This is a genomic window from Nisaea denitrificans DSM 18348 (assembly GCF_000426505.1).
Taxonomy (GTDB): Bacteria; Pseudomonadota; Alphaproteobacteria; order Thalassobaculales; family Thalassobaculaceae; genus Nisaea; species Nisaea denitrificans.
This window is the reverse complement of sequence record NZ_AUFM01000020.1, coordinates 114,745-139,579: the sequence shown is the minus strand read 5'-3', so window position 1 is coordinate 139,579 and position 24,835 is coordinate 114,745. Positions and strand designations below refer to the sequence as shown.

The following is a 24,835-nucleotide window of genomic DNA, read 5'->3' as shown; positions in this document are numbered from 1 at the left end:
CCGCTCACCCCGCTTCCCGTCTCCACGCCATGATGATCCCGCCGATCACCAGCAGCAGCACCAACACGCCCGGCAGCAGAGGGACGGTCTGGACGCCGGTCACGATGTAATCCTCGTTCCGTACCAGCCCGGCCCAGTCGCGGCCTGATGTGGCGCGGCCGGCGCGGACGCGGCGGAGGGATGGGGAGTCTTCCTCGGCGCCCCAGGTGACCGAGCCGCCGGTCTGTTGCGCCAGCGGGCCAAGCCATTCATCGGTGGTGCGGACGTCGGAGAATTCGACCGGGTTGAGGGCGCCGACGGCGGCGAGTTTGCTGAGGGTGCCATCGGTGAAGGCATGCAGGCCGACCTGGTCCGTGGTGAAGCTGGCCTGGCCCCGGCCGGGGCCGGTACGGCTCAGCGGCAGGGTCAGCTCGGTGCCGTCCGGCAGGGTCATGGTGACATCGGGCAGCTCACCGTCGAGGGAACGGCGGGTGACGTCGATCCGGTCGCCTTTTACCCGGACGCGCAGATCGTTCTCTTCCAGATCGGGCTCGCGCATCAGCCAATGGGCGGTGCGCCGAAGGATTTCGGCCTGCGGGCCGCCGCCGTCGAAACCGCGGGTCCAGAGCCACATCTGGTCGGTCAGCAGATGGGCGACGCGGCCTTCGCCGAACCGATCGAGGATCAGCAGCGGGCGGCCTTCTGCGCCCTCCATGAGCACGACACCGCGCAACACATCTGCCTCGATCTGCCGGAACCAGCGGCCCCATGTCGGTGCGACAGTCTCGGCCCCGTCCGCATCGAGTTCCGGGCCGCCCGGCAGGTCCGCCGTCACCGGGTGGCGATGGCCGTCGGGCGTCGTGGCGGGACGGAACGGTTGCTCGACAATGTCGCCGGTCGGCATGGCCGGCAGCACCTCGCCGAGCGGCGTGTTGGCCAGCGACAGACGGGAGGCGAAGGGCGGGCCGCTGGCTTCCAGGAAGGCACCGCCATTACGTACGAACTCGACGATGTTGCGCAGGTAGCTGCGCGGCAGCACGCCCCGGCGCTGATACTGGTCGAAGATGATCAGATCGAACTCGTCCAGCTTCAGCTCGAACAGCTCCCGCACCGGAAAGGCGATCAGGGACAGCTCGCGCACCGGCGTGCCGTCCTGCTTTTCCGGCGGCCGCAGAATGGTGAAATGCACCAGATCGACGGACGGGTCTGCCTTCAGCAAATCGCGCCAGGTGCGCTCGCCCGCATGGGGGGCGCCGGAGACCAGCAGCACCCGCAACCGGTCGCGCACGCCATTGATGGCCAGCACCGCGCGGTTGTTCTTCTCGGTCAGCTCGTCCGGCCCCGGCCCCGCCATCATCTCGATGATGGTCTCGCCGCCATGCTCGATGGGAATCTCGATCTCCACCACCTGGTTGGCGCGGATCACCGCGTCCGGCCGGGGCACGCCGTCGATCGACATGCTGAAGGGAACCGCCGCCGTCTCGTCCGCATCCTCGATCCGGATCTTGGCGGTCACCGTCCGCCCGACCACGCCGAAGGAGGGCACATGCTCAATGACAAGGCGCCTGTCCCGCTCGCCCTTGCGGCCGGTCAGAATGACATGCAGCGGCGCGCCAAGCTCCCGTCCGCCGAGCTCCTCCATCCGGTCATGGCTTTGCCCGTCCGTCACCGCGATGACACCGGCAAGCCGGCCTTGCGGCACATCGTCCAGCACGTCGCGCAGGGCGGTGAAAAGCCTTGTCCCATCCCTGCCGCTCGCCGCCCGGCCACTACCGCCGCCGACGGCGACGGTACGCAGCTCAAGATCGTCGAGGCCGCCGAGCTGCCGCTTCAGGTCTTCGGTAATTTCAGCCGCCCGTTCCGCCCTGCCGTCGATAGACTGGCTGGTGCTTTCGTCCAGCAACAGAACGGCGACATCGTCGCGCGGGTCCCGGTCCTCGGCGATCAGATAGGGATTGGCGAGCGCGGCCAGCAGCACCAGAAGCGCCAGACTGCGCCAGACTGCACCTCGTCCGCGCATTGATGCCGTATAGATCACCAGTGCGAAGCCGACCGCCGCCAGCGTACCGATCACCCACCAGGGGACCATCGGCGAGAAATCGAGCCCTACTGCCGCGCCGATCATTGGCCCAGCCTTTCAAGGATGGCCGGGACATGCACCTGATCCGCCTTGTAGTTACCGGTCAGCATGTACATCACCAGATTGACGCCGGAGCGGAAGGCCATCTCCCGTTGCAACTCGCCGCCCGGCACCACCGGGAAGCGGTAGAAACCGTCTTCGGATTTCGCCCAGGCACCGGCCCAGTCGTGGCTGCCGATGATCACCGGGGAGACTTCGCTCTCGCTGCTCCCCTCACCCAGCTCGACATAAAGCCTGCCACCCTCATAGCGGCCCGGGAAGGTATCGAGCAGATAGAAGGTCTTGGTCAGCACATGGTTTTCCGGCACCGGCGCGAGGGCGGGAATATCCAGATTGCGAGTGAGGGAGCGCAGCCTCTGCAGACCCGGCCCGGCACTCCCGGGGGCGGCATCGATCCGATCCCGCGTGTCGAAAAAGATCGTCCCGCCATTGCGCATATAGAGGTTGAGGCGCGCTTCCCCGCTCGGCGTCAGGTCGGTCTGCGCATTTGTGATCGGCCAGTAGAGCAGCGGGAACAGCGACAGCTCGTCCACCTCGACATCGACGGCCAGCGGCTCCAGCGGCTCCACCGCCGTGCGGCGGTTCAGGATTTCGCTGAGACTGCTAAGCCCGGAGCGGCTGACCTCGTCGACCGCCCGGTCTCCGGTAATGACATAGGCGAGCCGCGTATTGAGCGCGGCGCGCATGATCCAGCGATCCTGCTCGCTCATCGTGCTCGCTGTCTGCGCGCCGGCGCCGTTCAGCGGCACCAAGGACAACAACCCGGCAAGCAGAATAACAGCCGCTGGTACCCCGGAGCGTGCATTGCCGACACCTCGCACAAGTCCGCGCATGATCAGGGTGATGATGAAATCGACCACCAGCAGCAGGGCGGCGGCGGTCAATCCCCACGGTGCGAGGTCGAGTTCGTCCCCGCCACCGTAATGCGCAGTCCGGCTGCCTTCGGGTATCGTCGCGAGCGGCGCCATACCCGCCGCCATCGGACCGAGATTGAAGGCTGTGCGGGATAGCTCGCTGCCGTAATAGCCGGGCGGGTGGTCCGGCCCGATCACCGGTGCCGCATCCCCGCCCAGTTCCAGGGCCCGGGTACTGGCTTGCGGTGCGCCAAGCTGGCCGAAGCCGTTCAGGGTTTCCACCGCCGGCACGGTCCCGCCGCCCGCCGCCTCGCCGACCCCGGCACTGACCGCGACAATGCGGCGGAGCATTTCGACAAAGGCGCCGGAGATGGACAGATCGCTCCAGTCCGTGTTGGCCGTGGTGTGGAACAGCACGATACGCCCGTCTCCGCGCGTCATGGCGGTCACGATCGGCGTGCCGTCGCCCAGGCTGGCCCAGGTCCGGTCGGCCAGCTCGATGGACGGCTCGGCCAGGACCTGCTTGTAGATCAGCACATTCTCATAGTCCGGCAGGTCCGCGAACGGTGTCTCCCCTTCGAAGGGGGCGAGGGCAGCCGGGGAATCCCAGGACAGAACGCCGCCAAGCGAGCGGTCCCCGCCGCGCAAACGCACCGGCAGCAATTCGGATTCGCCAAGTCCGCGATTTTCCAGACTGGCACCGGCCAGCCGTGGCCCGGCAAACCGGATCAGCGTTCCACCATCGGCAACCCAGTCGTTCAGCAGAGCCTTTTCCCCGGACGGCAGCAGTCCGGTATCCGGCAGCGCGATGACAGAAATATCGCGCTTCATCAGATCCTCCAGCGTGCCCCGGCTGACCTCGCTGAACGGCGCCAGTGCCCGGTCGAGATAAAACATCTCCTCCAGCAGGGGCTGAGACTCCTGAAAGCCGGACCCGGCCACCAACCCCACCGGGCGGCGCCGGAAACTCTCATCCAGCAAAGCGACCGAGGCAGCTCCTGGACGATCCTCGAGTTCAAGGCGGGCCAACTCGTTGCGCAATTCCAGCGGGAGTTCGACGATGGTTTCGGCAGCGGGCTCGCCTTCCGCGAAAGTCGCCATTGCCCGGGTCAACACCCGACCATCGGTCGCCACCGCGCGAACATTCACGATCTCTTCCGCGCCGGCGGTCAGCCGGGTCAGCCTTGCGGTCAGGGCATTACGCTCACCGACGCGCGCGGTCAGGGCCAGCGGATTTTCGCCGCCTTCATAGACAGTCAGGCTGCCAAAACCGGCCAGCCGCGCCGCCAGTAACCGGTCCTCCGGCTCTTCGATCCCGTCCGCCAGCCAGAAGGCGGAGGCGGCAGCCAGTGCTCCCAATGGCGCTTCCGCTATCCGTTCCGCCGCGACCGCAGGCGCTGTCGGCCAGGGCTGCGGCGCCAAACCGTTGACGAAAGTGCGTGCGTCGTCCGGCGCCATCAAACCGCCGCGCTCGATAGCGGCGGAATCCGAGACCGCGGTCGGGAAAATCGCCACGGCCCGCCCGGCCCGCTCCACCCGTTCGACAAGATCCATCGCCGCCGCCTTGCGGTCCGTCCAGCCCGGCGCGGACGCCCAGCCATTGTCCACAACAATCACCACCGGCCCGGCGCCGGCCAGCTCCTGACGGGCCCCGATCAGCGGTTTCGCCAGTGCCAGCACGACCAGCGCCGCGAACAGCAGACGCAACAGCAACAGCCACCAGGGCGTGCGATCCGGCGTTTCCTCCGGCGATTGCAATCCGTAGAGCAGGCGGATAGCGGGGAAAGCGATGGTGCGCGGAGCCGGGGGCGTTATCCGGATCAGCAGCCAGATCGCAGGCAAGGCAATCAACCCGGCAAGGATCCAGGGGGAGGCGAATGCCAGAGGGCCGAGTGTCAGCATCGCCGTGCCCTCACCCGTCCTGCCGCGTCAACGCGGTATAGAGCTTGAGCAGGGCGGATTCAGGCGGCTCCGTCGTGACGTGCTGGGCAAAGGACCAGCCCGCGCTCCGGCAAACATCCTTCAGCTGCGCCCGGTGCTTCGCCAGTTTCTCGATATAGGCGTCCCGCACCCGGTCCGCGCGCCGCAGCAAATGCGATGCCTCGGCCTCGGTGCCTTCGAAGCGAATTCGGCCCTGGAACGGAAAAGCCTCTTCGGCCGGATCGGTCACCTGTAGCAGGAAACCGGAGACACCGGCCGCGGCGTAATGCCCGATGATCCCGGCATAGTCCGCCGCGGGTTCCATGAAGTCGGACACCAGAACCATGACGGCATGGCGTGGCAGGCTTTCAAGGGCAGGAAGGCTCGCGGCACTGTCTCGTGCATTTTCCAGAGTGTTTGCGAAGAGGTTCAGACCGCTCCTGCCGCCGCGCGGCGGTATGCCTTCGCCCAGCAGGGCGATACGCTCCCCGGCCTCGACCAGGAGGGCGCCGAGAGCAAGCGTGAGAAGATCGGTCCGCACCGCTTTTTCAGGCAGGGTCCGGTCCGAGGAAAATCGCATAGAAGGTGAGGAATCGCGCCAAAGCCAGACGCTCTGCGACGCTTCCCATTCTGTCTCCCGGACATAGACCTCATCGGTCCGCGCCGTGCGGCGCCAGTCGATCCGGCGGACCGAGTCTGTCACCTGATAGGGCCGGAACTGCCAAAAGGCTTCTCCCATGCCGACGCGCCGGCGGCCGTGCATACCTTGGGAAACAGTCGCAGCAACCCGCTCCGCCGCGACCAGAAGCGGCGGGAATTTTCCGGCGAGTTCTTCGGCATGATGACGCATCGGGGCGCCCCGGCTCAGCGGTACGGAGCCAACAGGCGCTGGATGATATCGTCGAGCGAGACACCTTCCGCGCGTGCGGCAAAGTTCAGAGCCATACGATGCCGCAGCACCGGCGGCGCCAGATCAAGCACATCCTCGACCGACGGAGACAGGCGGCCGTCCAGGATGGCACGCGCCCGAACCGCCAGCATCAGCGCCTGGCTGGCGCGCGGGCCGGGGCCCCAGGCCACATGCCGCTTCACCTCGTCCACCTCGGTGGTTTCCAGCCGGCCGGACCGCACGATTTCAAGGATGGCCTCAAGTACGGTTTCGCCGACCGGGATCTGCCGTAGGAGTTTCTGCGCGTCGATCAGTTCCGCCGCGTTCAGCACCGGTTCGACCTTCGACTCTTCGCTGCCGGTCGTGGCCAGCAGCATGCGGCGCTCCGCATCCCGGTCCGGATAGCCGACATCGATCTGCATCAGGAACCGGTCAAGCTGGGCTTCCGGAAGTGGATAGGTGCCTTCCTGCTCCAGCGGATTCTGGGTCGCCAGCACCATGAAAGGCGCCGGCAGATCGTAGGTGTGGCCGCCGACGGAGACCGTGCGTTCCTGCATGGCTTGCAGCAGGGCAGACTGGGTCCGGGGGCTGGCACGGTTGATTTCGTCCGCCATCAGGATCTGCGCAAAGACAGGCCCCTTCACGAAGCGGAAATGCCGCTTTCCGTCGTCCGATTCTTCAAGAATTTCCGCGCCGACGATATCGGCGGGCATCAGGTCGGGCGTACATTGAATGCGTTTGTCATCAAGCCCAAGAACGGTGCCAAGGGTTTCAACAAGCCGCGTTTTTGCGAGCCCCGGAACCCCGATCAACAGGGCGTGCCCCCCAGCGAGAACGGTGGTCAGCGTCTCGTCGATAACCGCGCGCTGACCGAAGATCACCGCTTCGATTTGCGCCCTGGCCTTGGCCATGCGCGCGCCGAGTGCATCGATTTTTTCAACTGTGTCGGTTTCAAGCCGATGATCGAGAGTGGAGGAATTGGTCATGGACTCTATACTTCCTTCTTAATCATGAGCTCCGCCGGCAAGCGGCGGCGCATAATGAAGAACCCATAGAAGCAGCCAGCAACCGATGACCGCATCGAACGCGCCTTCCGATGTCTCCCCCACACCAGATCAGTTAGAGCGTATCGCAGCTGCTGCAACAGGCAAGCGCGAACAACGCAAACAGATCGATATGGGCCATTACGGCATTCGTATCGCCGTTGACGGCACATGGTACCACCAGGGCGCACCGTTCACCCGCCAGGCCCTGGTAAAGCTCTTCGCAACCATCCTGCACCGCGACGAAGATGGCGGCTACTCTCTCAGAACGCCGGTCGAACGTGGCAAGATCACGGTCGACGACGCTCCCTTTACAATCGTCGAAGCATGGTACGACGATGTTTGGTCAGCGGAAATGACATCTCCGAGACTTATGCTCCGAACAAACCTTGACCGCATTGTGACCGCCGATGCCAAACATCGCATTCGAGTGGTTACCGATGCTGAAACCGGGGAGCCGCGACCCTATATCGATACAGGAAATGGTTTGGATGCCCTGATCCTGCGTCCGGTGTTCTACGATCTGGTGGATCAGGCAGTGAGCCTTGAGCGTGACGGTAAAACCACTCTCGGACTCTGGAGCGACGGCGTATTTCATGAACTCGGCACCCTCTGATGCATAATTTCGACAGCAGCCGGCTACGGATGGCGTTTGAAGGGCTTGCCCCACAAGACACCAAGAAGGGCCGCGGCGATCACGACCTCAATCCCGGCATGACGCCACAGGTCCAGAGCCGGCCGGCCGCCGTGCTGATTCCGATTGTGGAGCGCGACGAGGGCCTCACCATGCTGCTGACCAAGCGCTCCGAGGATTTGCCGGTCCATCCGGGACAGGTCAGCTTTCCGGGTGGCCGTGCCGAGTCCTATGACGATGGGCCTGTCGACACCGCCCTGCGCGAGACGGAAGAGGAAGTCGGCATCCACCGGCGCCACATCGATATCGTCGGCCAACTCGATCTCTACAGTACGCGTACCGGCTTCGCAATTACGCCGGTGGTCGGTCTGCTCACCCCGCCCTTCGACACACGGGCCGATCCGATGGAGGTGCAGGAAATCTTCGAGGTCCCTCTCGCCTTCTTTCTGGACCGCGGAAATCACGAGCGGCATAGCCGGGAATGGAACAACCAGATCCGCAGCTTCTACGCCATACCCTATGGTGACTATTACATCTGGGGCGCGACCGCCGGAATGCTGGTAAACTTCGTCGACGTTCTACTCCCCCGCGTCGATGCCTGAGTCCCTCTGATGCGCATTTCTCCGCTGCCCTGGATGACGAGCCCCGAGACACGGGCTGTGATGGATGTCCTGAACCGGGACGGCGACATGGCCCGCTTCGTTGGCGGCTGCGTGCGCAGTGCCGTGCTGGACCTGCCGATCGCGGATATTGATATCGCAACCCGCCACACACCCGATAAAGCGACCGAGCTTCTGAAAGGTGCTGGCATCAGGGTTGTGCCGACCGGCCTGCAGCATGGCACGGTGACGGCGGTCATCAATCACGAGCATTTCGAGATCACCACGCTTCGCCTCGACGTCGAGACTGACGGGCGGCGCGCGATCGTCGCCTTCACCGAAGACTGGAAGGAAGACGCCGCCCGGCGAGACTTCACCATGAACGCCATGTTCCTCCGTCCGGATGGCACCCTCGAAGACCCTTTCGGCGGGCACGGCGATGCGCTGAGCGGCCGGGTCCGGTTCGTCGGCGATCCGGCGACTCGCATCCAGGAAGACGTGCTCCGCATTCTCCGTTTCTTCCGGTTTCATGCCCATTTCGGCAAGGACGGTATCGATCCAGTCGGGCTCAAGGCCTGTGCGGACCATGCCGGACTGATCGAGACCCTTTCAGGCGAGCGGATCGGCGCCGAGTTTCTGAAACTTCTGGCCGCGCCCGATCCGGTTTCCGTGCTGGAGGTTATGGAATCAGCCGGGATACTGCAAAGCTACCTTCCCGGCCCTTACGATCCGACGGCTCTCACCCGGTTAATCGCGTTCGAGCCGGCAGTCGCCGACCCCATTCTGCGCCTCGCGGCATTCGCGCCGGAAGTGCCCGGACAGGCTTTCCGTGCGTCGGCGCGGATGCGGTTCTCGAACGCGGATGCGACCCGGTTCACCCGCCTTTCGGGCCGCAACCTCGAGGAAATGCCGGATGCCCCCGCGATGCGCCGGCAGATCTATATCCACGGCAACGCACTGTTTGAAGATCTCGTCCGGCTTGCTTATGCAAACGGCGATCTCGAGCAGGAACGCGCCCAGGACCTCATCGCCCGGTCACAAGACTGGCCCAAACCCGACCTGCCGTTACGCGGTGCCGATCTCGTGAAAATGGGGATTGCCGCCGGACCCGGCGTCGGAGACTTTTTGCGGAAAATCGAAACCTGGTGGATCGAGCGGGATTTCAGTCCCGGACACGAGGAATGCCTCGCTGAGGTCCACCGCATTGCAGGCAAGGAGTAACAATGTCTGACAGAGTGAGCGCCACGGCCCAACGGCTATTCGAGGCTTTCGGGACCGGCACACCAATCGCGGATATACCCGCTGCCGAAGCGCCGCAGACACGCGACGATGCCTTTGCCATTCAGGATGCCACGTTCGACCTCCTCGACCGGAAAGTCGGCGCCTGGAAAGTCGGCGGCAGCCCTGGTACAGAACCGACGTCAGCGCCGATAGCCGCCTCCAAACTCTATTCCTCGGGACAGGTGCTCGCCTCGGACGCCCACCGGAATTTCGGTGTGGAAGCAGAGATAGCCTTCCGGCTCGGCCAGGATTTGCCCAAACGTGAGGCAGCCTACAGCCCCGACGATATCAAGGCGGCCGTGTCGAGCATGATTGTCGCCATCGAGATCGTCGAATCCCGCCTGCTGGACTGGCCGAAAACCGATCCGCTCTGGGCGCTGATGGATTTCCAGGCGAATGACTCTCTGGTGCTCGGCACCGAAATGCCGGTCCCTGAGGCGCTCGACTTCTCCACCCAGCCCGTCCGGTTGCTGTTCGACGATAATGTCGCTTTCGAGGATACCGGAACGTTTGGCGGCGGCGATCCCTTCACCCTGATGGCATGGCTCGCCAATCATGCGCCCGGCCGGACAGGCTCTCTTAAAGGACGGGGTTTGAAAGCCGGTGATGTGATCACAACCGGGTCGTGGAACGGGGTCCACTTCGCCAAGGCAGGCACCACGGCACGGATCGAATTTCCCGGGCTCGGGCAGGCGGACATGCGGTTCGGATAGAGGGGAGGTTCGTCAGGCGATAATGCTGACACCGCCCCCTGAGCGCGGAGCCGGACGGCTGTTCAGGAATTCGAGCACCTGGGTCGACCGGCTGATTCGCTCGTTGAACACCTGTAAATCCTGCTCCGCAGGATCAATGCTGTAATCCGGGACTTCCAGCGGCTCGCCCGTCAATCGCTGTGCTTCGCTAATCAGCTCGCCAGCCTTCACCGCCTCGGGGCGGCCATCCAGGGCAATACTCTCCGTCGAATCCTCATCCCCCACCGGGACCAGACGGGCTGAAATCGTCAGAGTTCCATCATCCTCGATCTCTGTGTCCGTCTCTTCAGCCGCTTCTTGCGCCTGTGAAAGATTTGCGGGATCGACAAGCGGACGCGGCGCCAAAGGCGCCGGGCTTTGCCCTGACTCTTCCCGGTTTTCTATCTCTCCGGGAGTCACGGTTGTCACGAGAGCTTCATCGGCTGATGAAGTTTCACGGATATCGGCAGCCGAACTGTCCGATCCGGACCGGGAATTGCCGACAGCTCTCTCGAGCGCGCTGGTCACCGTCAGATTTAACGCACCAGAAATGGACATTAATCAGCAAGGCCTCAACCACCCCGGCGCCCCCGCACCGGGTCTTAACGGAAGGTTAATTCATCCGCAAAATGAGTCCAACTGAAATAGGAGTATCACTTGGTGTCTAGTCGTCTCCGGGTGCCGGCCAGATAACCATCGGAGGCATACTCATCAGGATAGCCTCGACATTTCCGCCGGTTTTCAGGCCGAAAAGCGTGCCCCGGTCATGGATCAGGTTGAACTCGACATAGCGTCCACGCCGCACCAGCTGATGGTGGCGCTCCTCTTCCGTCCAGTCCTCATTCATCCGCCGCCGGGCAATCGCCGGATACGTCTCAAGGAACGCCGCGCCGATATCGCGGGTGAAGGCGAAATCTTTCTCGAAATTGCTGTCCAGATAGTCATAGAAAATCCCGCCGACGCCGCGCGGCTCGTCCCGGTGCTTCAGGAAGAAGTACTCGTCGCACCAGTCCTTGAACTTCGGATAATAGGCCGGATCGTGCTTGTCGCAGGCAGCCTTGAAACCGGCATGGAAGGCGTCTGTGTCCACCTGCTCCGGCACCATCGGCGTCAGGTCGGCACCGCCGCCGAACCAGGATTTTGTCGTGGTGATGTGCCGGGTGTTCATATGCACCGCCGGAACCTTCGGCGACTGCATATGCGCGACCAGCGAAATACCCGCCGCCCAGAAGCGCGGATCCTCGTCGGCTCCGGGAATCGACTTGCGGAATTCTTCGGAGAACGTGCCGTGCACGGTCGAGATATTGACACCGACTTTCTCGAAAACCCGGCCTTCCATGACGGACATGACACCGCCACCACCGCCTTCACGTTCCCAGCTCTTGCGCTTGAAGCGGCCGGCGGGCCGATCTTTAAGATGACCTTCGTAATCATCCTCCATACGCTCGAAAGCCGCGCAGATCTGGTTGCGCAGATTTTCGAACCAGGCGCGCGCGGCGTCCTTTTGTTCTTCGGTGGAGATATACATTGGCCTATCCGATGCTGAACCGACGATGCCGCCCGTCAAGGGCTGCGCCCCGGTTTAGCCGGAAGCCGGAAGTCCTGTCGAGAGGCAGGGTGACTCAGACGTCGAGAATACCACTACCCGGAAAGACCGCGCTCTTCGTCACATCCTTGGCACTGGACAATGCCCGGACGCTTTCCGCATCCAGCGTACCGCCACGGAACAGGCTTTCGATATTCTGCAACGGGCCGAGATCGCCGCGCCGGAATGCCGCGAGCGCATCGCTGACCAGTTTCAGGCGTTCCAGGGCCTGATCGGCAGCCGTTTCCTGTGCCTTGCTAGACGTCGCCGGATCGTCGAGGACAAACCGTCCGGTAATGATACCGGTCTGCTTCTGCGTGTCGGTCAGGGGAAGCTTCTTGCCTTCGAAGGACAGCAATTCCACATCCTCGGCGGCAACCTTGCCGTCACGCACCAGCCCGACTTCGATGGAAAGCTGAGAGACGCTGGAAAACACATCCCCCCCGCCATCGTCAGTACGCAATTGCTGGCTGACACTGGAAATCCGGATCTGAAAACCGGAGACAGACGAATCCTCGCCGGCTTTGCCGAGCAAATCCTTCAGACTGTCGAGGGCGCGTGAAACGGAACCATCCGGGTCGTTCTTCCGATCGAGAGCACCGAACAGCTTCTCAAGCTCGCCGCCAAGCAGTTCCTGCAGGCCCGCCGTGGTGCGGTCTCCGTCGGAGATAGACGCCGAGAAAAGGTTATTTCCTGTCTCGGCAGTCCGGTATGTCGGTGATGAAGAAGACGAGGCTGAACTCTTGCTCGTCGCTTCCTGGCCGACAACACGCGGCTGGGCGACCTGCAATTTGGTCAAGCTCGACAGACTGGAAACGCTTGTCATCGTACAGGCTCCATTCTGGGCCTCGGGCATCCGGGGCTTCCTGCCCCTCATAACGGTAAGTCGTCTCGACTATACCCTAAAATCAACCTTCAGGTTAACTCATAGTGCAGTAAGAGTCACGCGAGACGACGTACCACATCTTCCGGGTTCGGCTCGTCACCGGATGGTTCATCCGGGCGCCCTGACGCAACATTCTCCCCAACGACCGCCTCGGCCGGTGCCGGAGCCTCCGCCGGTGCCGTCGTTTCAATCAGCACCGGCGCCGGTACGATATCGGATTCCGGCAGGACAACGAGGGCCGAGACCCGCGGCGGCTGTTTCCAGGTCAGGGTTGCGAAGTGACCGCAATTGCCGCACGAGACCGTCCAGCTTCCAGAGGTTGCGCCGCAATCGGAGCACGTCCAGGCAGGGTCAGCCGGCGCATTGCTCGCACGCTCCAGAAATCCCCGGGCCTGCGCCGCATCTCCGCGTTCCGCCTGCGCCATATAGGCGAGCAATCGAAACACGCTGGCGCTACGCTCCGCATCCGGGATCGCTTCCAGCGCCGCGCGGGCCACACCCCAGAGTTCTGCCGCGATCGCCGCCTCGGCGACAGCCAATCGCCCGGCCAGACCGTCAGCCTGCCGGTCGGTCAATTTCTGGATGCGTTTCAGACGCTGGGCAGGATCGTCATCCGGCCAGAGACCGGCATAAAGTTTTGCAAACGTCGGATGCGGCGCTGCCGACCAGGCATCTTCCAAAAGGCGCTGGGCTTTCTTGTCCCGCCCCTTGACCTGCTCAGCCTCGACCGCGACCTTCACCGCCGGCGGGAAAGCCGGTTCCACCGCTAGCGCCCGCAACGCGAAGTCCGCCGCGCCACCGAGATCGCCGGCTTCCTGCTTCAGCCGGGCGCGTTCCATGTCGATGGCCATCCGGTAGCGTTTCGCCTCGCCTTCCGGAATCAGGTCCCGCCGGACAGCATCGAACAGGGTCTTCTGCGCGCCATCCCAGTCTTCCGCCCCGGTCTCCAGCGTGAACAGGGTGCGGGCGACAAACCCCGAATCCGGCCGCAAATCGCGCGCACGGAGCGCAAGCGTAAGGGCTTCGTCCCGATCGCCCGCGTCGAGCGCCTGACGCAGTTTGCCGACCAGACCGACAAACCGGGTTTCCGGGCTTTCGGTCAACGCATCGAAATAACGGCCCGCAGCCTCGCTATCACCGCCGAGTGCCGCCGCCTGGGCGGAAAGCAGCCGGGTCTTCGACGGATCATTGAGAAGTTTCTCCGCCCGCTTGGCCTGCTTGCGCGCCTCTTCGGCATCTCCGGCCGCAATCGCCGCCATACCGAGGCTGAGTGCGTTCACACCCTCATCCCGGCGTCGCTCCGCGCGGCGGTCGAAAAACCCGCCAGGCAAGCCGACGATACCCCGGAACAGTCGGTAGACGACAAGCAGCAGCCAAAGGCACGCCAGCATCGCCAGCAAGGCAACGCCGAAATAGGTATCGATATGGTAGCCGAGCCAGTCGATAGAGATCTGGCCCGGGTTGTCCGCAAGCTGAATGGCCGCGAAGGTGATCGCGCCGACCAGGATGATGAGGCCGAAACAGAATTTCAACATGGTCTTACCCCGCTTCCGCAACGGACGCGAGCGCGGCACCGCGCAGGCGGGCAACCGCCTGATCGACAGCAACACGCGCCTTCGCCGCCGCGACCCAGGCAGACGCCCGTTCCGCCGGAGCGCCGGAAAGCTCTTCAAGTGCGGCAACGGCACCGGCGATATCCCCGGCTTTGACCGCACTCTCGGCCCGCACCAGGATTGCATCGACGCCGGGTCCTTCGGCCACATCGGTCCGCCTGATGGTCACCAACGAGGCAACCGTATTCAAGGTTTTCCCGACCAGCCCCTCATCGCTTCCCGCCAGCTTCGCCTGACTGACCGCCTTGGCGAGATCGTTGAACCGCTGGCTGAGCGAGGTCACGGATTCAACGCCGCCACCATGTCCCTCAAGCACAGAGAGAGCCTCCACCGTCTCGGCGGGCTCTCCGATGACCAGATCCTTCACCGATGCGAGTTGCGGCGCGAAGCTGCCGGAAGTCGACGTCGCCGCTTCGAGTTGTCCGACCGCGAGCAGCAGCAGGCCTGCGCGTTCACGCTGCGGCGCCCGCTTCTCGGCAAGTTGACGAACCGTCTCCAGATCCGCTTCCAGCCCGGCAATACGCGCACCCGCGCCGCTTTCCGCTGTCTCGATCCGGCTTGTCACCGTTTCAAGATCCGACGGAGCAACAGTCTCGCGTGCTTCCAGGGAAACAATCCGTTCCCGGAGAGAGCCTATCAGATTGAGCAAGGCCTCGTTGACCGCAGCGGCCTCCGAGCCTCCTTCGGCAGCGGCGGCAAGCGGCCGCGCCTCCAGCCCGTCCAGCCGTTGCTCCAGACGCTCCAGCCGTGCGGCGAGAGCAGTCACCACCTCTTCATCGGGCTGTGGACTGGCCGCGATCGCCGCAGAGGTCTCGGCAGCGCTTTCGGCCGCGGACTGCGCCGCCTGTGCGGTTTCCGCGAGAGTGCCTAATTTGGTTTCCAGACCATCCAGACGGGTCGCCAGAACCGTCAGTGGATCGACAACCGGCTCAGGTGCCGCTTCAGGGGCAGGCGAAACAGCCACCGTTCCCGTGTTTTCATCGGGTGCAGCGTCGGAGGTCTCGCCCTGAAAGAAAGCGATGACATCATCGACCGTTCCATAAAATTCATTGTCCGGCACTTCCGGGAGGGCGAGCGGCAGACCGCTCTGGCTCACCAATGCATCCGCCCTGTCCCGCCAGAGCGGATAGAGCGCTGCAGCCACACCGCCGGCAATGATCACCAGCAGGATCAGGAACCCGATCAGCTTGGTGCGCAAGGAAAGGCCCGACTTTTTCGCAGCGCCATCCGCGGCATCTTCGGAGACCCGCGTCGGCTCAACGTCAATAACGGTTGCGTCCGCAACATTGGTCTCACCGGCATTCTTCTCGCCGGTCTGGCTTTTCGGATCGGTCATACGTCAGATCTTCCAAACTCAGCGGCACGCAGCGCACCGCTTCAGATTTCAGCCCTTCACCATCGAAGCACCAAGGCGCCGAAGATTCAGCAAATATTTTTTAGGCATCTTTGTGACATGGGGCCGCAAGCAGGGCGAGTAAATCCCCTTTGGTCGGCTTTGCCGCGATGCGGACGGCCGCCCATGGCATTGTAGAGACGGCATCCGCAACAGCGTCGCTGAGGCAATATGCCGTCATCTCGTCGCAGAATGACGCGAGCCCGGCCTGTTCGACAAGAGAGATGAAGGTTCGTCCCGCCCGCGGCGAGAAAAACAGCACGCCCTGAATTTCCCCGGCGCGTATCTGAGCCTCGACATCGCGGGCCAGAATCCGCTCGGGAACGCCTCGATAAGCGATGATTCGCCGCAGGTCGAAACCATCCGCAGACAATGCGCCCTCTACATCGCCGGCGACAATTTCAGCGCTCAGGAAAATCAACGGTCCGGCGGCAGGATCAAGCCGGCTTCGGGCAAGCGCCGCAAGATCGGCAGCATCGCCATCCGCGCTTTCAACAGACTCGAACCCGAGATACGCCAGTCGCTCCGCCGTCGCCGCGCCCACCGCCAGAACCGGTTTGTCCCGACTCTCCGTATACCGCGCCAGCGCTTCGGCACCGTTCCGGCTGGTAACCAGATAGGCCTGCACCGGCTCATCCGGTTCTTCGACCGGATTAAAGAATTCGATGGAGAGCATCGGGGCGAGAACCGAGGAGACTTCGTGGCCCAGGAGTTCCGCCTGCAACGCCAAACCGTCCTCAATCGCCCTGGTAATGAGGACGCGCACCGCCACTAGACCTTGTAGTCCGGCCCGGCCTGCGCAATCAGCGCCTCGCCAACAGCCAGACCAAGCGCGGCAGGATCGTCCACGCTGCCAACTTCCTCAGCCGAAAACAGTGCACTGCCGTCGAGCACCGCAAGCTGGCCACGCAACCGCAGCTTTCCGCCCGGCAGCAATTCCGCGAGCCCGGCAATCGGCGTCCGGCAAGAACCGTCGAGCCGCGCCAGCATGGCCCGCTCTGCTGTCACCCGGATATCGCTGTCCCGATCATTGATGCCCCGCACCCAGTCCAGGATACACTTGTCACCATTTTCCCTGCTGGAGCGGCACTGGACGCCGATGGCGCCCTGCGACACTGCCGGGAGCAATTCCTCCGGCTCCAGCACGCGGGTCGCCTTGTCCGCCAGGCCGAGGCGACTGAGCCCCGCGATGGCGAGCATGGTGGCGTCGCAAACGCCTTCGTCGAGCTTGCGCAAGCGGGTCTGCAGGTTGCCGCGATAGAGGATGATCTTGAAGTCGGGTCGCTTGTTCAGGAGCTGCGCCGCCCGGCGCACAGATGCAGTGCCAATGACCGCGCCTTTGGGCAGATCCTCGATACTGCTGGCCACACGGGAGATCAATGCATCGCGTGGATCCTCGCGAGGGAGAATCGCTGCCAGCTCCGTGCCGTCCGTCAGGAAGGTTTCCACATCCTTCAGGGAATGCACCGCGATATCGATACGGCGCTCGATCAGGGCCGCTTCGATCTCTTTCATGAACAGACCCTTGCCGCCGATCTCGGCCAGCGCACGGTCCTGCACCTTGTCCCCGGTGGTCTTGATGACCACGATCTCGACGGCATCATCCGGCGCCAGCGCCGCGTGGGCTTCGCCGAGACGACGCTTGGTCTCGTAGGCCTGCGCCAAAGCCAGCTTGGAGCCACGGGTGCCAAGACGGATCAGGGGGGCTGCTTTCGACTGGTGTTCCATGGGCCGACTGTGTAGACCGGAGCGCATGGCATTGGAAGAGCAAACAGCCCTGTCTGGAACCCCGATCGTTCTCGGGATAGAGACCAGTTGTGACGAGACCGCCGCGGCGATTGTCGATGGTGCGGGGGTTGTGCACGCCAATGTCGTCTTCAGTCAGATCGAAGATCATGCGCCGTTCGGCGGCGTCGTGCCGGAGATCGCCGCCCGCGCCCATCTCGACCACCTGCAGCCTGTCATCGCCCACGCGCTGGACGAAGCCAGTCTCGGTTTCAACGATCTCGACGCGGTTGCGGCAACAGGCGGACCTGGCCTGATAGGCGGTGTGCTGGTTGGCACCATGACCGCCAAGGCCATCGCCATGGCGCGCGGCATCCCCTATCTCGCGGTAAACCATCTGGAAGCGCATGCGCTGACCGCGCGACTGACGGACAAGGTCGCCTTTCCCTATCTGCTGCTGCTGGTCTCCGGCGGTCATTGCCAGCTCATCGCGGTCGAGGGCCTGGGCCGGTATCGCCGGCTCGGCACCACCATCGACGATGCTGTCGGTGAAGCCTTCGACAAGACCGCGAAGCTGCTCGGCATGGGCTACCCCGGTGGCCCGGCGCTTGAGAAAGCCGCAACGACCGGCCATCCGGAGCGCTTCGATCTGCCCCGCCCGATGGTCGGCAAGCCCGGCTGCGACTTTTCCTTCTCCGGTCTGAAAACCGCCGTGCGGCAGAAAGTCGAAGCTCTCGACGCGCCGACGGAGCAGGATATCGCGGACATTGCCGCCGCCTTCCAGGAAGCCGTCGCGGGCAGCCTGGTAAACCGCTGCCGCAATGCCATCCGCGCGTTCAGCGAGGAGCATGGCACCGGCCATGCTCTCGTCGTTGCCGGCGGGGTTGCCGCGAACCAGCGGCTTCGGCTGGCGCTGTCGGAGCTTGCCGAAAAGTCCGGAATGAGTTTTACCGCCCCGCCGATCGCACTCTGCACCGACAATGCCGCCATGGTGGCCTGGGCCGGTGTCGAACGCCTGCAGGCCGGGGAAAGCGATCCGCTGAGCTTCGCGCCGCGTCCGCGCTGGCCTCTCGATCCCGGCGCTCCAAAGGCAATCGGTGCGGGAGTGAAAGCATGAGTATCGACACTATCGCAGTGCTCGGCGCCGGTGCCTGGGGCACGGCTTTGGCCCTCGCCGCCCAGCGCGCAGGGCGAAAAACCGTTCTCTGGACCCGCCGCCCGGATCATGCAGAAGCCATGTCCCGGACCCGCGAAAACACGAAGTATCTTCCAGGCATCGCCTTGCCACCCGCTCTAATGGTGACCAGCGACCCGGCCGAAGCCGTTACAGGCGCCGGTGCGATACTGCTGGTAATCCCGGCACAGCATATGCGCGGGGCCCTTGCCAGCTTCGACATTCCGGCCGGTGTCCCGCTTATCTCCGCCGCCAAGGGGATTGAGCTTTCCACCGACAAGACAATGAGCGCAGTGCTGCAGGAGCTCCTGCCCGATAATCCGGCCGTCATGCTCTCCGGCCCGAGTTTCGCGAGCGAGACCGCCGCAGGAAAGCCGACAGCCGTGACGCTGGCGGCAGCAGACCGCGACCTGGCCTTGAAGCTGGTGGAAGCGCTCGGCACCGATACCTTCCGGCTCTATGCCTCCACCGACGTTGCCGGCACCGAAGTCGGCGGTGCGGTGAAGAACGTGCTGGCCATCGCCGCAGGAATCGTCAGCGGCATGGGCATGGGCGAGAATGCCCGCGCCGCCCTGATCACCCGGGGTCTGGCGGAAGCCACCCGGTTCGCGGTCGCCCTTGGCGGCAGGACCGAAACCCTGATGGGGTTGTCCGGCCTCGGCGATGTGATGCTGAGCTGTTCCAGCACCAGTTCCCGCAATTTCTCGCTCGGCAGGCGTCTTGGCATGGGTGAACGGCTGGAGGATATTCTCGGCTCCAGCCAGTCCGTCGTGGAGGGCGTTCATACCGCCGCCGCGCTGATCCGCCGGGCACGCGCCCTTTCAGTCGAGATGCCGATTGCCGAAGGTGTGGATGCAGTCTTGAACCGCGGCATCGATCTCGGCACGGTAGTGCATGAACTTCTGTCCCGGCCGACCGGCTGGGAAATGCCGGGCGCATCGGCGTCCAAGCCATCTGAGTGAAGGAGACACCGTCAATGGCCTACTGGTTGTTCAAATCCGAGCCGAATACCTGGTCCTGGGACGATCAGGTAAAAAAGGGCGCGGAAGGCGAAGGCTGGGACGGGGTCCGGAACTATCAGGCCTCGAACAACATGAAGGCCATGAAAGTCGGCGATCTCGGCTTCTTCTACCACTCGGTCAACGAGAAGCAGATCGTCGGCATCGTGAAGGTGATCGAGGAATATCACCCGGACCCGACCGACGCGAAGGGCCGGTTCGGCATGGTCACGGTCGAGGCGGTGAAACCGGTTGTGAAGCCGGTGACCCTGGCGGACGTGAAGGCCGAGCCCCGGTTGGAAGACCTGGCACTGGTGCGCCAGTCCCGCCTGTCCGTCGTGCCGGTCAGCGAGGAGCAATGGAAGATCATCATGGAGATGGCGGAAACGCCGCTCTGAGGACGGTTAGATCCCGTCTTCCTCATCCTCTTCCGGCATCTCCCGCAACCTGACCTCGGCGACGGTTTCCGGCTCAGCCCCACCTGAGAATTTCCGTTTGTAATATGCCACCCAGAGGATAATCGCGGCGGTGCCGATGATCGTCGGCATTAGCCAGCGCGCGAGCGGCGGCAGCATGTCGCCGGTGTTGACGAGAAATGCCGTGACCGAGGCGATTGTGCCGCCGAGCATCCGGATCATGTGGGTGAAGAACCAGGCGCGTGGATCTTTCGGCGGATTACGGAACCGCTTCAGATCGAAAAACGCCATCAGACTGCCGACGCTGCCAAGCACAACAAGCACCGGCGCTAGAGGTTCGGTGTACCAATAGACACCGCCATAGGTCGCCATCGCCGAACAGGCGATCATGGTGAACTGCGCTGCCCCCTTGTCCAGCGCACCGATCCGGTAGCGCAGATCAAGGGATGCTGTGGGCTGCTTCAGGTAAAGCGCACGATAGCCGCTCACCACCATGTAAAAACTGAAGATCGCCACCGTCATCAGGAACAAATCGTTGGTAGCGAGGCTAAGCGACACCGCAGTCGCGAACACCACAACCATCGACAGGACGTAAAGCTTCCCGGCAAGCCGGTGCAGGCGCCGGCCTTTCGGCGCCGCGATGGCCAGCGCGGCCATGACGAGAGAGACCGCCCCGGTGGCGATATGCAAGGTCAGCAGGAACGAGGGCGCAGCATCCATAGCGTCAGTCTTGCACCCCAACCGTGTTCCGGAAAAGCGTCAAACCGGGAACAGTTCCGGCAACGCGGCAACCCGGTAAGGCTCGGACGCGTATGACAGAGCACCGTTCACCACAGCGAAATCCACCTTCGGCAAAGCCTTGTCACTGTCATCAACCACGATCATATCTGCGCGTTTACCGACCGCAATCACACCGCGATCATCCAGGCCGCCGACCTTTGCCGGGCCGGCAGACACCAGCGCCCAAGCGCTGCCCAGGGGCAGCACGCCGTCAGCGGCAAGCTTGAATGCCGCATGGAACTGGGCCGGATAGTAATAGTCAGAGATCAGGTAGTCACAGAGCCCCTCCTCGATCACAGAGAGGGCGGAAACATTGCCAGAGGCGCTGCCACCGCGCAGGGCGTTCGGGGCGCCCATGCCGACGGGGTTCCCCAACGCCCGGGCCGCTTTCGCCGTTTCCAGATTGACCGGGAACTCGGCAATCCGGGCACCCAGCGCATTGTAATGCTGACGCAGCTCCGGCGTATCGTCATCGTGTGAGCCTGTCGGCACCCCAACCTGGCGAGCGAGTTCGGCGATCCGGCGCACCGTCTCCTCCGCCTCGTCCTGACGGGCACGACGGGCACGGACTTCGGCCCGGAAATCATCAAAGGTCATGCCGAGCTGGTGAGCCCAGCGCTGCATCCTGTCAGGTGTCTCGCGCAGGGATTGCTCGAACTGCGGCAGGTGGTCGTTGAACACCAGCATCGAAACGCGACCGTCTTCGAGCCAGCGCATCGTGGCTTCCTGCTCCTCAATGGCGAAGGTCTCGAACCGGAGATGGAACTGCAGGTCGGCACCGAAGCGCTTCCGGCCCCGTTCGATCGCGGACAGGATCTTTTCCGCCGTTGCCGAACCGCGGAGGCCGCCTTCCCAGCTCACTCCCTGGGCCAGAAAAGCCGTTGTGATGCCCGAGGAAAGGATCGAGCGGTCCGCATCCATCAAAGCGATATCGATAGGAAACTCCGTGCCGGTGCGCGGCATCAGGCTGCGCTCGAACCCGTCTCCATGCAGATCGATGATCCCCGGCAGCACCAGCCTGTCATCGAGATCGAATGCACGCCCGGTAACCGCACCCGTACCGATCGCCTGAATCACTCCGCCTTCGATAAGGATCTCGGTTTTCTCTACCGAACCGTCCTCAAGCAGAACACGGGCATTAACCAGGGAAACAGACATGGGACCTCGAACGGGCTGGACTTCGTAAAAGAGGGAATGTGTCCCCTCATTTCATGACAGCAGAATGACAAACGGGAAGAAAAGTTCCCGCCGCGATCCGAAGCCGGCCCGGTTCAGTCGTCTCCGCCCGCGTCTTTCGCAGCCATTATATCCATCCGCTTCTCGCGATGGATAAGGAAAAGGTTGCGGATATAGACGATGAGGCCAGTCGACTGACCGAGGATGAAAACCGGGTCCATACGCCAGATCGCATAGATCAGCATCATGATACCGCCGGCGCAGCTGAAGTACCAGAAGGCGACGGGAATCACGCTCTTGCGGCCGATCTCGCTGGAAACCCACTGCACCAGGAAGCGCGCCGCGAACAACGCCTGGGCGACAAATCCGAATGTGAGCATGACCATCTCTTCAGGAGAGAGGTCGAAGAAGGCATCCAGGTTCACTGATCGATTTCTTTCGCTTTAAGGCCGCCCGGACTCCGGCGCAGCAACCAGGCCACACCCAGCAGGTCGGGAATGCCAACCAATGCACGGCCAAAATTCGAGTATTTGGACTGACCGTGCTGACGGTGGCGGTGGTTTACCGGAACTACATGCACCGCGCAATTCTCGCGCTTCGCCAGAGCCGGCAGGAAACGGTGCATATGATCGAAATAGGGAAAGCGCAGGAAAGTACCGCGCGCATAGAGCTTCAGGGAGCAGCCGGTGTCCGGATTGTCGTCCTTCAACAGGGCCCGCCGGAGCTTGTTGGCATATTTCGACGCCACCCGCTTTGAAGTAGTGTCCTGGCGGTTGACCCGGTGCCCGGTAATCATGACCGGTTGCTCCGCCGTCGCGGTCTGCCGGTATTTCTCCAGCAGCTTCGGAATATCGTCGGGATCGTTCTGCCCGTCGCCGTCCAGCGTGGCGATGAGTTCGCCCCGGGCGGCGGACACACCGTTACGGAGGCCCGCGCTCTGCCCACAGGTCCGGTCATGCCGGATCACCCGAAGGTGCGGGCGATCCGCCTTCAGGCGCCGCAGGACGTCAGGTGTCTCGTCGGTGCTGCAGTCGTCGATATAGATGATTTCGAAGGCGCAGACGCCGGTCAGAGCCGCCTCGATCTCGCCGACCAGCGGCGCGATATTCTCGGCCTCGTTCAGGACCGGGACGATCACGGACAGCAAGGGCGGTGCAGTGGCGCCTGCCTCGGGACTGGAAACATTTGAATGCGGCACGTCGGCCCTTTCGAAAACGCCTGCCTCTGCGGTTCTTTAAGGTGTGGGGGCGCCCGGATCAACCGCCAAGGGCGGGACGCTGATTTGTCGCAGGCGCCTAACGGCTTGCAGCCGGTAGAGCGTAACAGCCACCGGATCGCCCCGGGAATAGTTCAGACCGCTGACTGTATCACCCTCTTCCGGCCGAAGACCGCGGGTCTCCGCCTCCTCTAGGAACGCGTCACGGTGCCTGGCTTCAACAAGCACGATGCTGTCGCTGGCCGCGTCAAGATAGCGGCGTGGCGGTGAGGCCAGGCAGATAAAGCACCAGAAACAACGCCGCGAGGGCGAAGACGAGTCGAAGGGGCATGCGGACTTTTACCGGATGGAGAACGCTAGTGCGTTGTGTATAGCGTCACATTACTTCGGTTGTGTGAGCATTCCCAATGCAGTGGCATCTCTATCTGTCATCGGCAGATACATCGGGCTAGACTCACCTCATGCTAATCACGAATGGACTCCGGATCGATGACTAACGGCAAACCGGAAGTCGCCTCGGTCGGTCTCGACGCAGCAAAAGAGATTTTTTCCCAGGCCAACCTCCAGAGTCTCGTGGAGATTGTCGGACCGCTGATGCAGCGCGGCGGGCAAACGCTCGCCTACATGCTCCCCGCGGCCTCCCGGATTGGGCATATGTGTCTGGAGCCTTTTTATCTCGCCAATCTCTTCTGCGAGAGCCATCCGAACATCGCGGCCATCATTCACGACCACAGGTTTCAGGGACATAGCCGGGGCGTCAGGCGCCTGCATGAACCACGGATCGACTTCCTGGAGACCATGAACCGCAAGCTGGTCATGATGGGCCACTTCAATGCCGGCACCATGGATATCGGACCGCTCACCTGGGCGATGATTTCCCCAAGTGCCCTGTTTCGCGATTTCGTCCTGCACCTGGAAGCCGGCAACCCTATCCGGCATCTGACGCCACCGGCAGACCTGCTCGCGGAGGGCTCCAGTCTGCTGGCCAAGATGGGCTACGACGATGACCGCCCGGCAGTCGTCTTGCATGTCCGCGACACCGGATACCTGCCTGAAATGGGCTACCACCACTTCCGCGCCAATCGGATCGAAAACTATCTCCCGGCCATCGATCACCTTGTCAGTGAGGGTTACAGAGTCTTCCGACTTGGCGACCGCACCTCGGTGCCGCTGAACCACGAAAGTCCGCTGGTGGTCGATCTGCCGCATCACCCGGACTACGCCGACATTCTGGACGTCTGCTGCATCGCACGGGCTCGTTTTGCCATCACCTGCTCCTCCGGCCCGGAAGCAATCGCCCGCATCCTCAACACACCGATGGTGATGGTGAACGGCTACAGCCAACCGGACCACTGGGTGAACACCAGGGACCTGTTGTTGTTCAAGACATACCGGAACACGGAGAATGGCGCTCAGATCGGGTATGACGAGATGCTGGCACGCGACCTCTTCCTGCAGAACACGGTCGAGGGATTCGCGCGGGCAGGCGTTGCGCTGGAGGACAACAGCCCGGAGCAGATCCTGTCGGCGGTCAAAGAGATGGAGGAGAGACTGGACGGATCTTTCGAGGCCGACGGATCTCTTGATGCACGGTTTCGCGAAATGTCACGGACCCATTTGGAGCGCTATAGAGCGAATCTGCCGGAAAAAGGCCCGGACGAGCAGGACCGCTTCGAAACCTATGCCTACGCCCTGCCTTGGACCAATTACTGTCAGTCCTTCATAATAGATAATCCCTGGTTCCTTCGTTAGGGAACAATCGCAGCCGCGCCACACTCTTGCCTCGCTGCGAAACACATATTA

The 24,835-nt window shown here is 63.1% G+C and carries 23 protein-coding genes; 8 read left to right on the top strand and 15 right to left on the bottom strand.

Features of this window, described 5'->3' with window-relative positions; genetic code table 11:
• Positions 1-4 precede the first annotated feature (4 nt).
• Genes K328_RS0115550 through K328_RS0115535 form a run of 4 tightly spaced genes read right to left on the bottom strand, consistent with a single transcriptional unit; the run spans position 5 to position 6,768 of the window.
• Entirely contained in the window at positions 5-2,104 is a 2,100-nt protein-coding gene (locus tag K328_RS0115550) for a membrane protein (RefSeq protein WP_028466761.1), read from the bottom strand.
• Positions 2,101-4,875, bottom strand: a complete 2,775-nt coding sequence (locus K328_RS0115545; protein WP_028466760.1) for a DUF4159 domain-containing protein — start codon at positions 4,873-4,875, stop codon at positions 2,101-2,103. The genes K328_RS0115550 and K328_RS0115545 overlap by 4 nt, the downstream gene beginning before the upstream one ends.
• A gap of 10 nt (positions 4,876-4,885) precedes the next feature.
• Positions 4,886-5,743 (bottom strand): DUF58 domain-containing protein, encoded by an 858-nt coding sequence (locus K328_RS0115540; protein WP_036554573.1) that lies wholly within the window; start codon positions 5,741-5,743, stop codon positions 4,886-4,888.
• A gap of 14 nt (positions 5,744-5,757) precedes the next feature.
• The gene (locus K328_RS0115535; protein ID WP_028466758.1) at positions 5,758-6,768 is read right to left on the bottom strand and encodes an AAA family ATPase; all 1,011 of its coding nucleotides are present in this window, start codon (positions 6,766-6,768) and stop codon (positions 5,758-5,760) included.
• 85 nt (positions 6,769-6,853) lie between these two features.
• On the opposite strand from K328_RS0115535, the gene K328_RS0115530 reads away from it, so the two are divergent.
• From K328_RS0115530 to K328_RS24335, 4 genes are read left to right on the top strand one after another with little or no spacing between them, the layout of a single operon-like run.
• Positions 6,854-7,441: a DUF1285 domain-containing protein gene (locus K328_RS0115530; RefSeq protein WP_245577569.1), complete on the top strand. Its 588-nt coding sequence runs from the start codon at positions 6,854-6,856 to the stop codon at positions 7,439-7,441.
• Complete coding sequence (locus K328_RS0115525; RefSeq protein ID WP_036554571.1) at positions 7,441-8,061, top strand: CoA pyrophosphatase; 621 nt, start codon at positions 7,441-7,443, stop codon at positions 8,059-8,061. The genes K328_RS0115530 and K328_RS0115525 overlap by 1 nt, the downstream gene beginning before the upstream one ends.
• A 9-nt stretch (positions 8,062-8,070) precedes the next feature.
• Complete coding sequence (locus tag K328_RS0115520) at positions 8,071-9,279, top strand: CCA tRNA nucleotidyltransferase (RefSeq protein WP_028466755.1); 1,209 nt, start codon at positions 8,071-8,073, stop codon at positions 9,277-9,279.
• A gap of 2 nt (positions 9,280-9,281) precedes the next feature.
• Entirely contained in the window at positions 9,282-10,052 is a 771-nt protein-coding gene (locus K328_RS24335; protein WP_051284974.1) for a 2-keto-4-pentenoate hydratase, read from the top strand.
• 12 nt (positions 10,053-10,064) lie between these two features.
• Here K328_RS24335 and K328_RS0115510 read toward each other — a convergent pair whose 3' ends face one another.
• The 7 genes from K328_RS0115510 to hemC form a co-directional block, all read right to left on the bottom strand.
• On the bottom strand, positions 10,065-10,628 hold the full coding sequence (locus K328_RS0115510) for a hypothetical protein (protein ID WP_028466754.1): 564 nt from the start codon (positions 10,626-10,628) through the stop codon (positions 10,065-10,067).
• Between the two features lie 106 nt (positions 10,629-10,734).
• Positions 10,735-11,598 (bottom strand): oxygen-dependent coproporphyrinogen oxidase, encoded by an 864-nt coding sequence (gene hemF, locus K328_RS0115505; protein WP_028466753.1) that lies wholly within the window; start codon positions 11,596-11,598, stop codon positions 10,735-10,737.
• A 94-nt stretch (positions 11,599-11,692) separates the two neighbouring features.
• A complete protein-coding gene (locus K328_RS0115500) occupies positions 11,693-12,481 on the bottom strand; it encodes a hypothetical protein (RefSeq protein WP_156901394.1) in 789 nt (262 codons plus the stop codon).
• Positions 12,482-12,597: 116 nt separating this feature from the next.
• Complete coding sequence (locus K328_RS24330; protein ID WP_051284973.1) at positions 12,598-14,076, bottom strand: heme biosynthesis protein HemY; 1,479 nt, start codon at positions 14,074-14,076, stop codon at positions 12,598-12,600.
• A 4-nt stretch (positions 14,077-14,080) separates the two neighbouring features.
• On the bottom strand, positions 14,081-15,490 hold the full coding sequence (locus tag K328_RS0115490; RefSeq protein WP_028466751.1) for a COG4223 family protein: 1,410 nt from the start codon (positions 15,488-15,490) through the stop codon (positions 14,081-14,083).
• 100 nt (positions 15,491-15,590) lie between these two features.
• Positions 15,591-16,319, bottom strand: coding sequence for a uroporphyrinogen-III synthase (locus tag K328_RS0115485; protein WP_051284972.1), 729 nt, complete (start codon positions 16,317-16,319; stop codon positions 15,591-15,593).
• On the bottom strand, positions 16,319-17,275 hold the full coding sequence (gene hemC, locus K328_RS0115480) for a hydroxymethylbilane synthase (RefSeq protein WP_028466749.1): 957 nt from the start codon (positions 17,273-17,275) through the stop codon (positions 16,319-16,321). The genes K328_RS0115485 and hemC overlap by 1 nt, the downstream gene beginning before the upstream one ends.
• 25 nt (positions 17,276-17,300) lie before the next feature.
• Between hemC and tsaD the strand changes: the two genes are divergently transcribed.
• The 3 genes from tsaD to K328_RS0115465 are packed head-to-tail and all read left to right on the top strand — an operon-like array spanning position 17,301 to position 19,842.
• A complete protein-coding gene (tsaD, locus tag K328_RS0115475) occupies positions 17,301-18,389 on the top strand; it encodes a tRNA (adenosine(37)-N6)-threonylcarbamoyltransferase complex transferase subunit TsaD (protein WP_051284971.1) in 1,089 nt (362 codons plus the stop codon).
• Positions 18,386-19,408 carry an NAD(P)H-dependent glycerol-3-phosphate dehydrogenase gene (locus K328_RS24325; RefSeq protein WP_051284970.1) on the top strand — a complete coding sequence of 341 codons (1,023 nt, stop codon included), beginning with the start codon at positions 18,386-18,388 and terminating at the stop codon, positions 19,406-19,408. The genes tsaD and K328_RS24325 overlap by 4 nt, the downstream gene beginning before the upstream one ends.
• 14 nt (positions 19,409-19,422) lie before the next feature.
• Entirely contained in the window at positions 19,423-19,842 is a 420-nt protein-coding gene (locus tag K328_RS0115465) for an EVE domain-containing protein (protein ID WP_028466747.1), read from the top strand.
• Positions 19,843-19,848: 6 nt separating this feature from the next.
• Here the strand turns inward: K328_RS0115465 and K328_RS0115460 are convergent, their stop codons facing one another.
• The 4 genes from K328_RS0115460 to K328_RS24315 all read right to left on the bottom strand — a co-directional run bounded on the left by K328_RS0115460 (position 19,849) and on the right by K328_RS24315 (position 23,014).
• Positions 19,849-20,580, bottom strand: a complete 732-nt coding sequence (locus K328_RS0115460; RefSeq protein WP_028466746.1) for a DUF2306 domain-containing protein — start codon at positions 20,578-20,580, stop codon at positions 19,849-19,851.
• Positions 20,581-20,619: 39 nt separating this feature from the next.
• On the bottom strand, positions 20,620-21,798 hold the full coding sequence (locus tag K328_RS0115455; RefSeq protein WP_051284969.1) for an alpha-D-ribose 1-methylphosphonate 5-triphosphate diphosphatase: 1,179 nt from the start codon (positions 21,796-21,798) through the stop codon (positions 20,620-20,622).
• A 113-nt stretch (positions 21,799-21,911) separates the two neighbouring features.
• On the bottom strand, positions 21,912-22,241 hold the full coding sequence (locus K328_RS24320) for a lipid-A-disaccharide synthase N-terminal domain-containing protein (protein WP_245577567.1): 330 nt from the start codon (positions 22,239-22,241) through the stop codon (positions 21,912-21,914).
• The gene (locus tag K328_RS24315; protein ID WP_051284968.1) at positions 22,238-23,014 is read right to left on the bottom strand and encodes a glycosyltransferase family 2 protein; all 777 of its coding nucleotides are present in this window, start codon (positions 23,012-23,014) and stop codon (positions 22,238-22,240) included. Before K328_RS24315 ends, K328_RS24320 begins: the two co-directional genes overlap by 4 nt.
• A 507-nt stretch (positions 23,015-23,521) precedes the next feature.
• Here K328_RS24315 and K328_RS0115435 point away from each other — a divergent pair.
• A complete protein-coding gene (locus tag K328_RS0115435) occupies positions 23,522-24,784 on the top strand; it encodes a TIGR04372 family glycosyltransferase (RefSeq protein WP_169721216.1) in 1,263 nt (420 codons plus the stop codon).
• The last annotated feature ends 51 nt before the right edge of the window (positions 24,785-24,835 follow it).

What these genes read in the sequence shown, in the direction of transcription:
- K328_RS0115550 (WP_028466761.1), bottom strand. Translation starts at nt 2,104, where the DNA reads ATGATCGGCGCGGCAGTAGGGCTCGATTTCTCGCCGATGGTCCCCTGG.
- K328_RS0115545 (WP_028466760.1), bottom strand. Translation starts at nt 4,875, where the DNA reads ATGCTGACACTCGGCCCTCTGGCATTCGCCTCCCCCTGGATCCTTGCC.
- K328_RS0115540 (WP_036554573.1), bottom strand. Translation starts at nt 5,743, where the DNA reads ATGCGTCATCATGCCGAAGAACTCGCCGGAAAATTCCCGCCGCTTCTG.
- K328_RS0115535 (WP_028466758.1), bottom strand. Translation starts at nt 6,768, where the DNA reads ATGACCAATTCCTCCACTCTCGATCATCGGCTTGAAACCGACACAGTT.
- K328_RS0115530 (WP_245577569.1), top strand. Translation starts at nt 6,854, where the DNA reads ATGACCGCATCGAACGCGCCTTCCGATGTCTCCCCCACACCAGATCAG.
- K328_RS0115525 (WP_036554571.1), top strand. Translation starts at nt 7,441, where the DNA reads ATGCATAATTTCGACAGCAGCCGGCTACGGATGGCGTTTGAAGGGCTT.
- K328_RS0115520 (WP_028466755.1), top strand. Translation starts at nt 8,071, where the DNA reads ATGCGCATTTCTCCGCTGCCCTGGATGACGAGCCCCGAGACACGGGCT.
- K328_RS24335 (WP_051284974.1), top strand. Translation starts at nt 9,282, where the DNA reads ATGTCTGACAGAGTGAGCGCCACGGCCCAACGGCTATTCGAGGCTTTC.
- K328_RS0115510 (WP_028466754.1), bottom strand. Translation starts at nt 10,628, where the DNA reads ATGTCCATTTCTGGTGCGTTAAATCTGACGGTGACCAGCGCGCTCGAG.
- hemF (WP_028466753.1), bottom strand. Translation starts at nt 11,598, where the DNA reads ATGTATATCTCCACCGAAGAACAAAAGGACGCCGCGCGCGCCTGGTTC.
- K328_RS0115500 (WP_156901394.1), bottom strand. Translation starts at nt 12,481, where the DNA reads ATGACAAGCGTTTCCAGTCTGTCGAGCTTGACCAAATTGCAGGTCGCC.
- K328_RS24330 (WP_051284973.1), bottom strand. Translation starts at nt 14,076, where the DNA reads ATGTTGAAATTCTGTTTCGGCCTCATCATCCTGGTCGGCGCGATCACC.
- K328_RS0115490 (WP_028466751.1), bottom strand. Translation starts at nt 15,490, where the DNA reads ATGACCGATCCGAAAAGCCAGACCGGCGAGAAGAATGCCGGTGAGACC.
- hemC (WP_028466749.1), bottom strand. Translation starts at nt 17,275, where the DNA reads ATGGAACACCAGTCGAAAGCAGCCCCCCTGATCCGTCTTGGCACCCGT.
- tsaD (WP_051284971.1), top strand. Translation starts at nt 17,301, where the DNA reads ATGGCATTGGAAGAGCAAACAGCCCTGTCTGGAACCCCGATCGTTCTC.
- K328_RS24325 (WP_051284970.1), top strand. Translation starts at nt 18,386, where the DNA reads ATGAGTATCGACACTATCGCAGTGCTCGGCGCCGGTGCCTGGGGCACG.
- K328_RS0115465 (WP_028466747.1), top strand. Translation starts at nt 19,423, where the DNA reads ATGGCCTACTGGTTGTTCAAATCCGAGCCGAATACCTGGTCCTGGGAC.
- K328_RS0115460 (WP_028466746.1), bottom strand. Translation starts at nt 20,580, where the DNA reads ATGGATGCTGCGCCCTCGTTCCTGCTGACCTTGCATATCGCCACCGGG.
- K328_RS0115455 (WP_051284969.1), bottom strand. Translation starts at nt 21,798, where the DNA reads ATGTCTGTTTCCCTGGTTAATGCCCGTGTTCTGCTTGAGGACGGTTCG.
- K328_RS0115435 (WP_169721216.1), top strand. Translation starts at nt 23,522, where the DNA reads ATGACTAACGGCAAACCGGAAGTCGCCTCGGTCGGTCTCGACGCAGCA.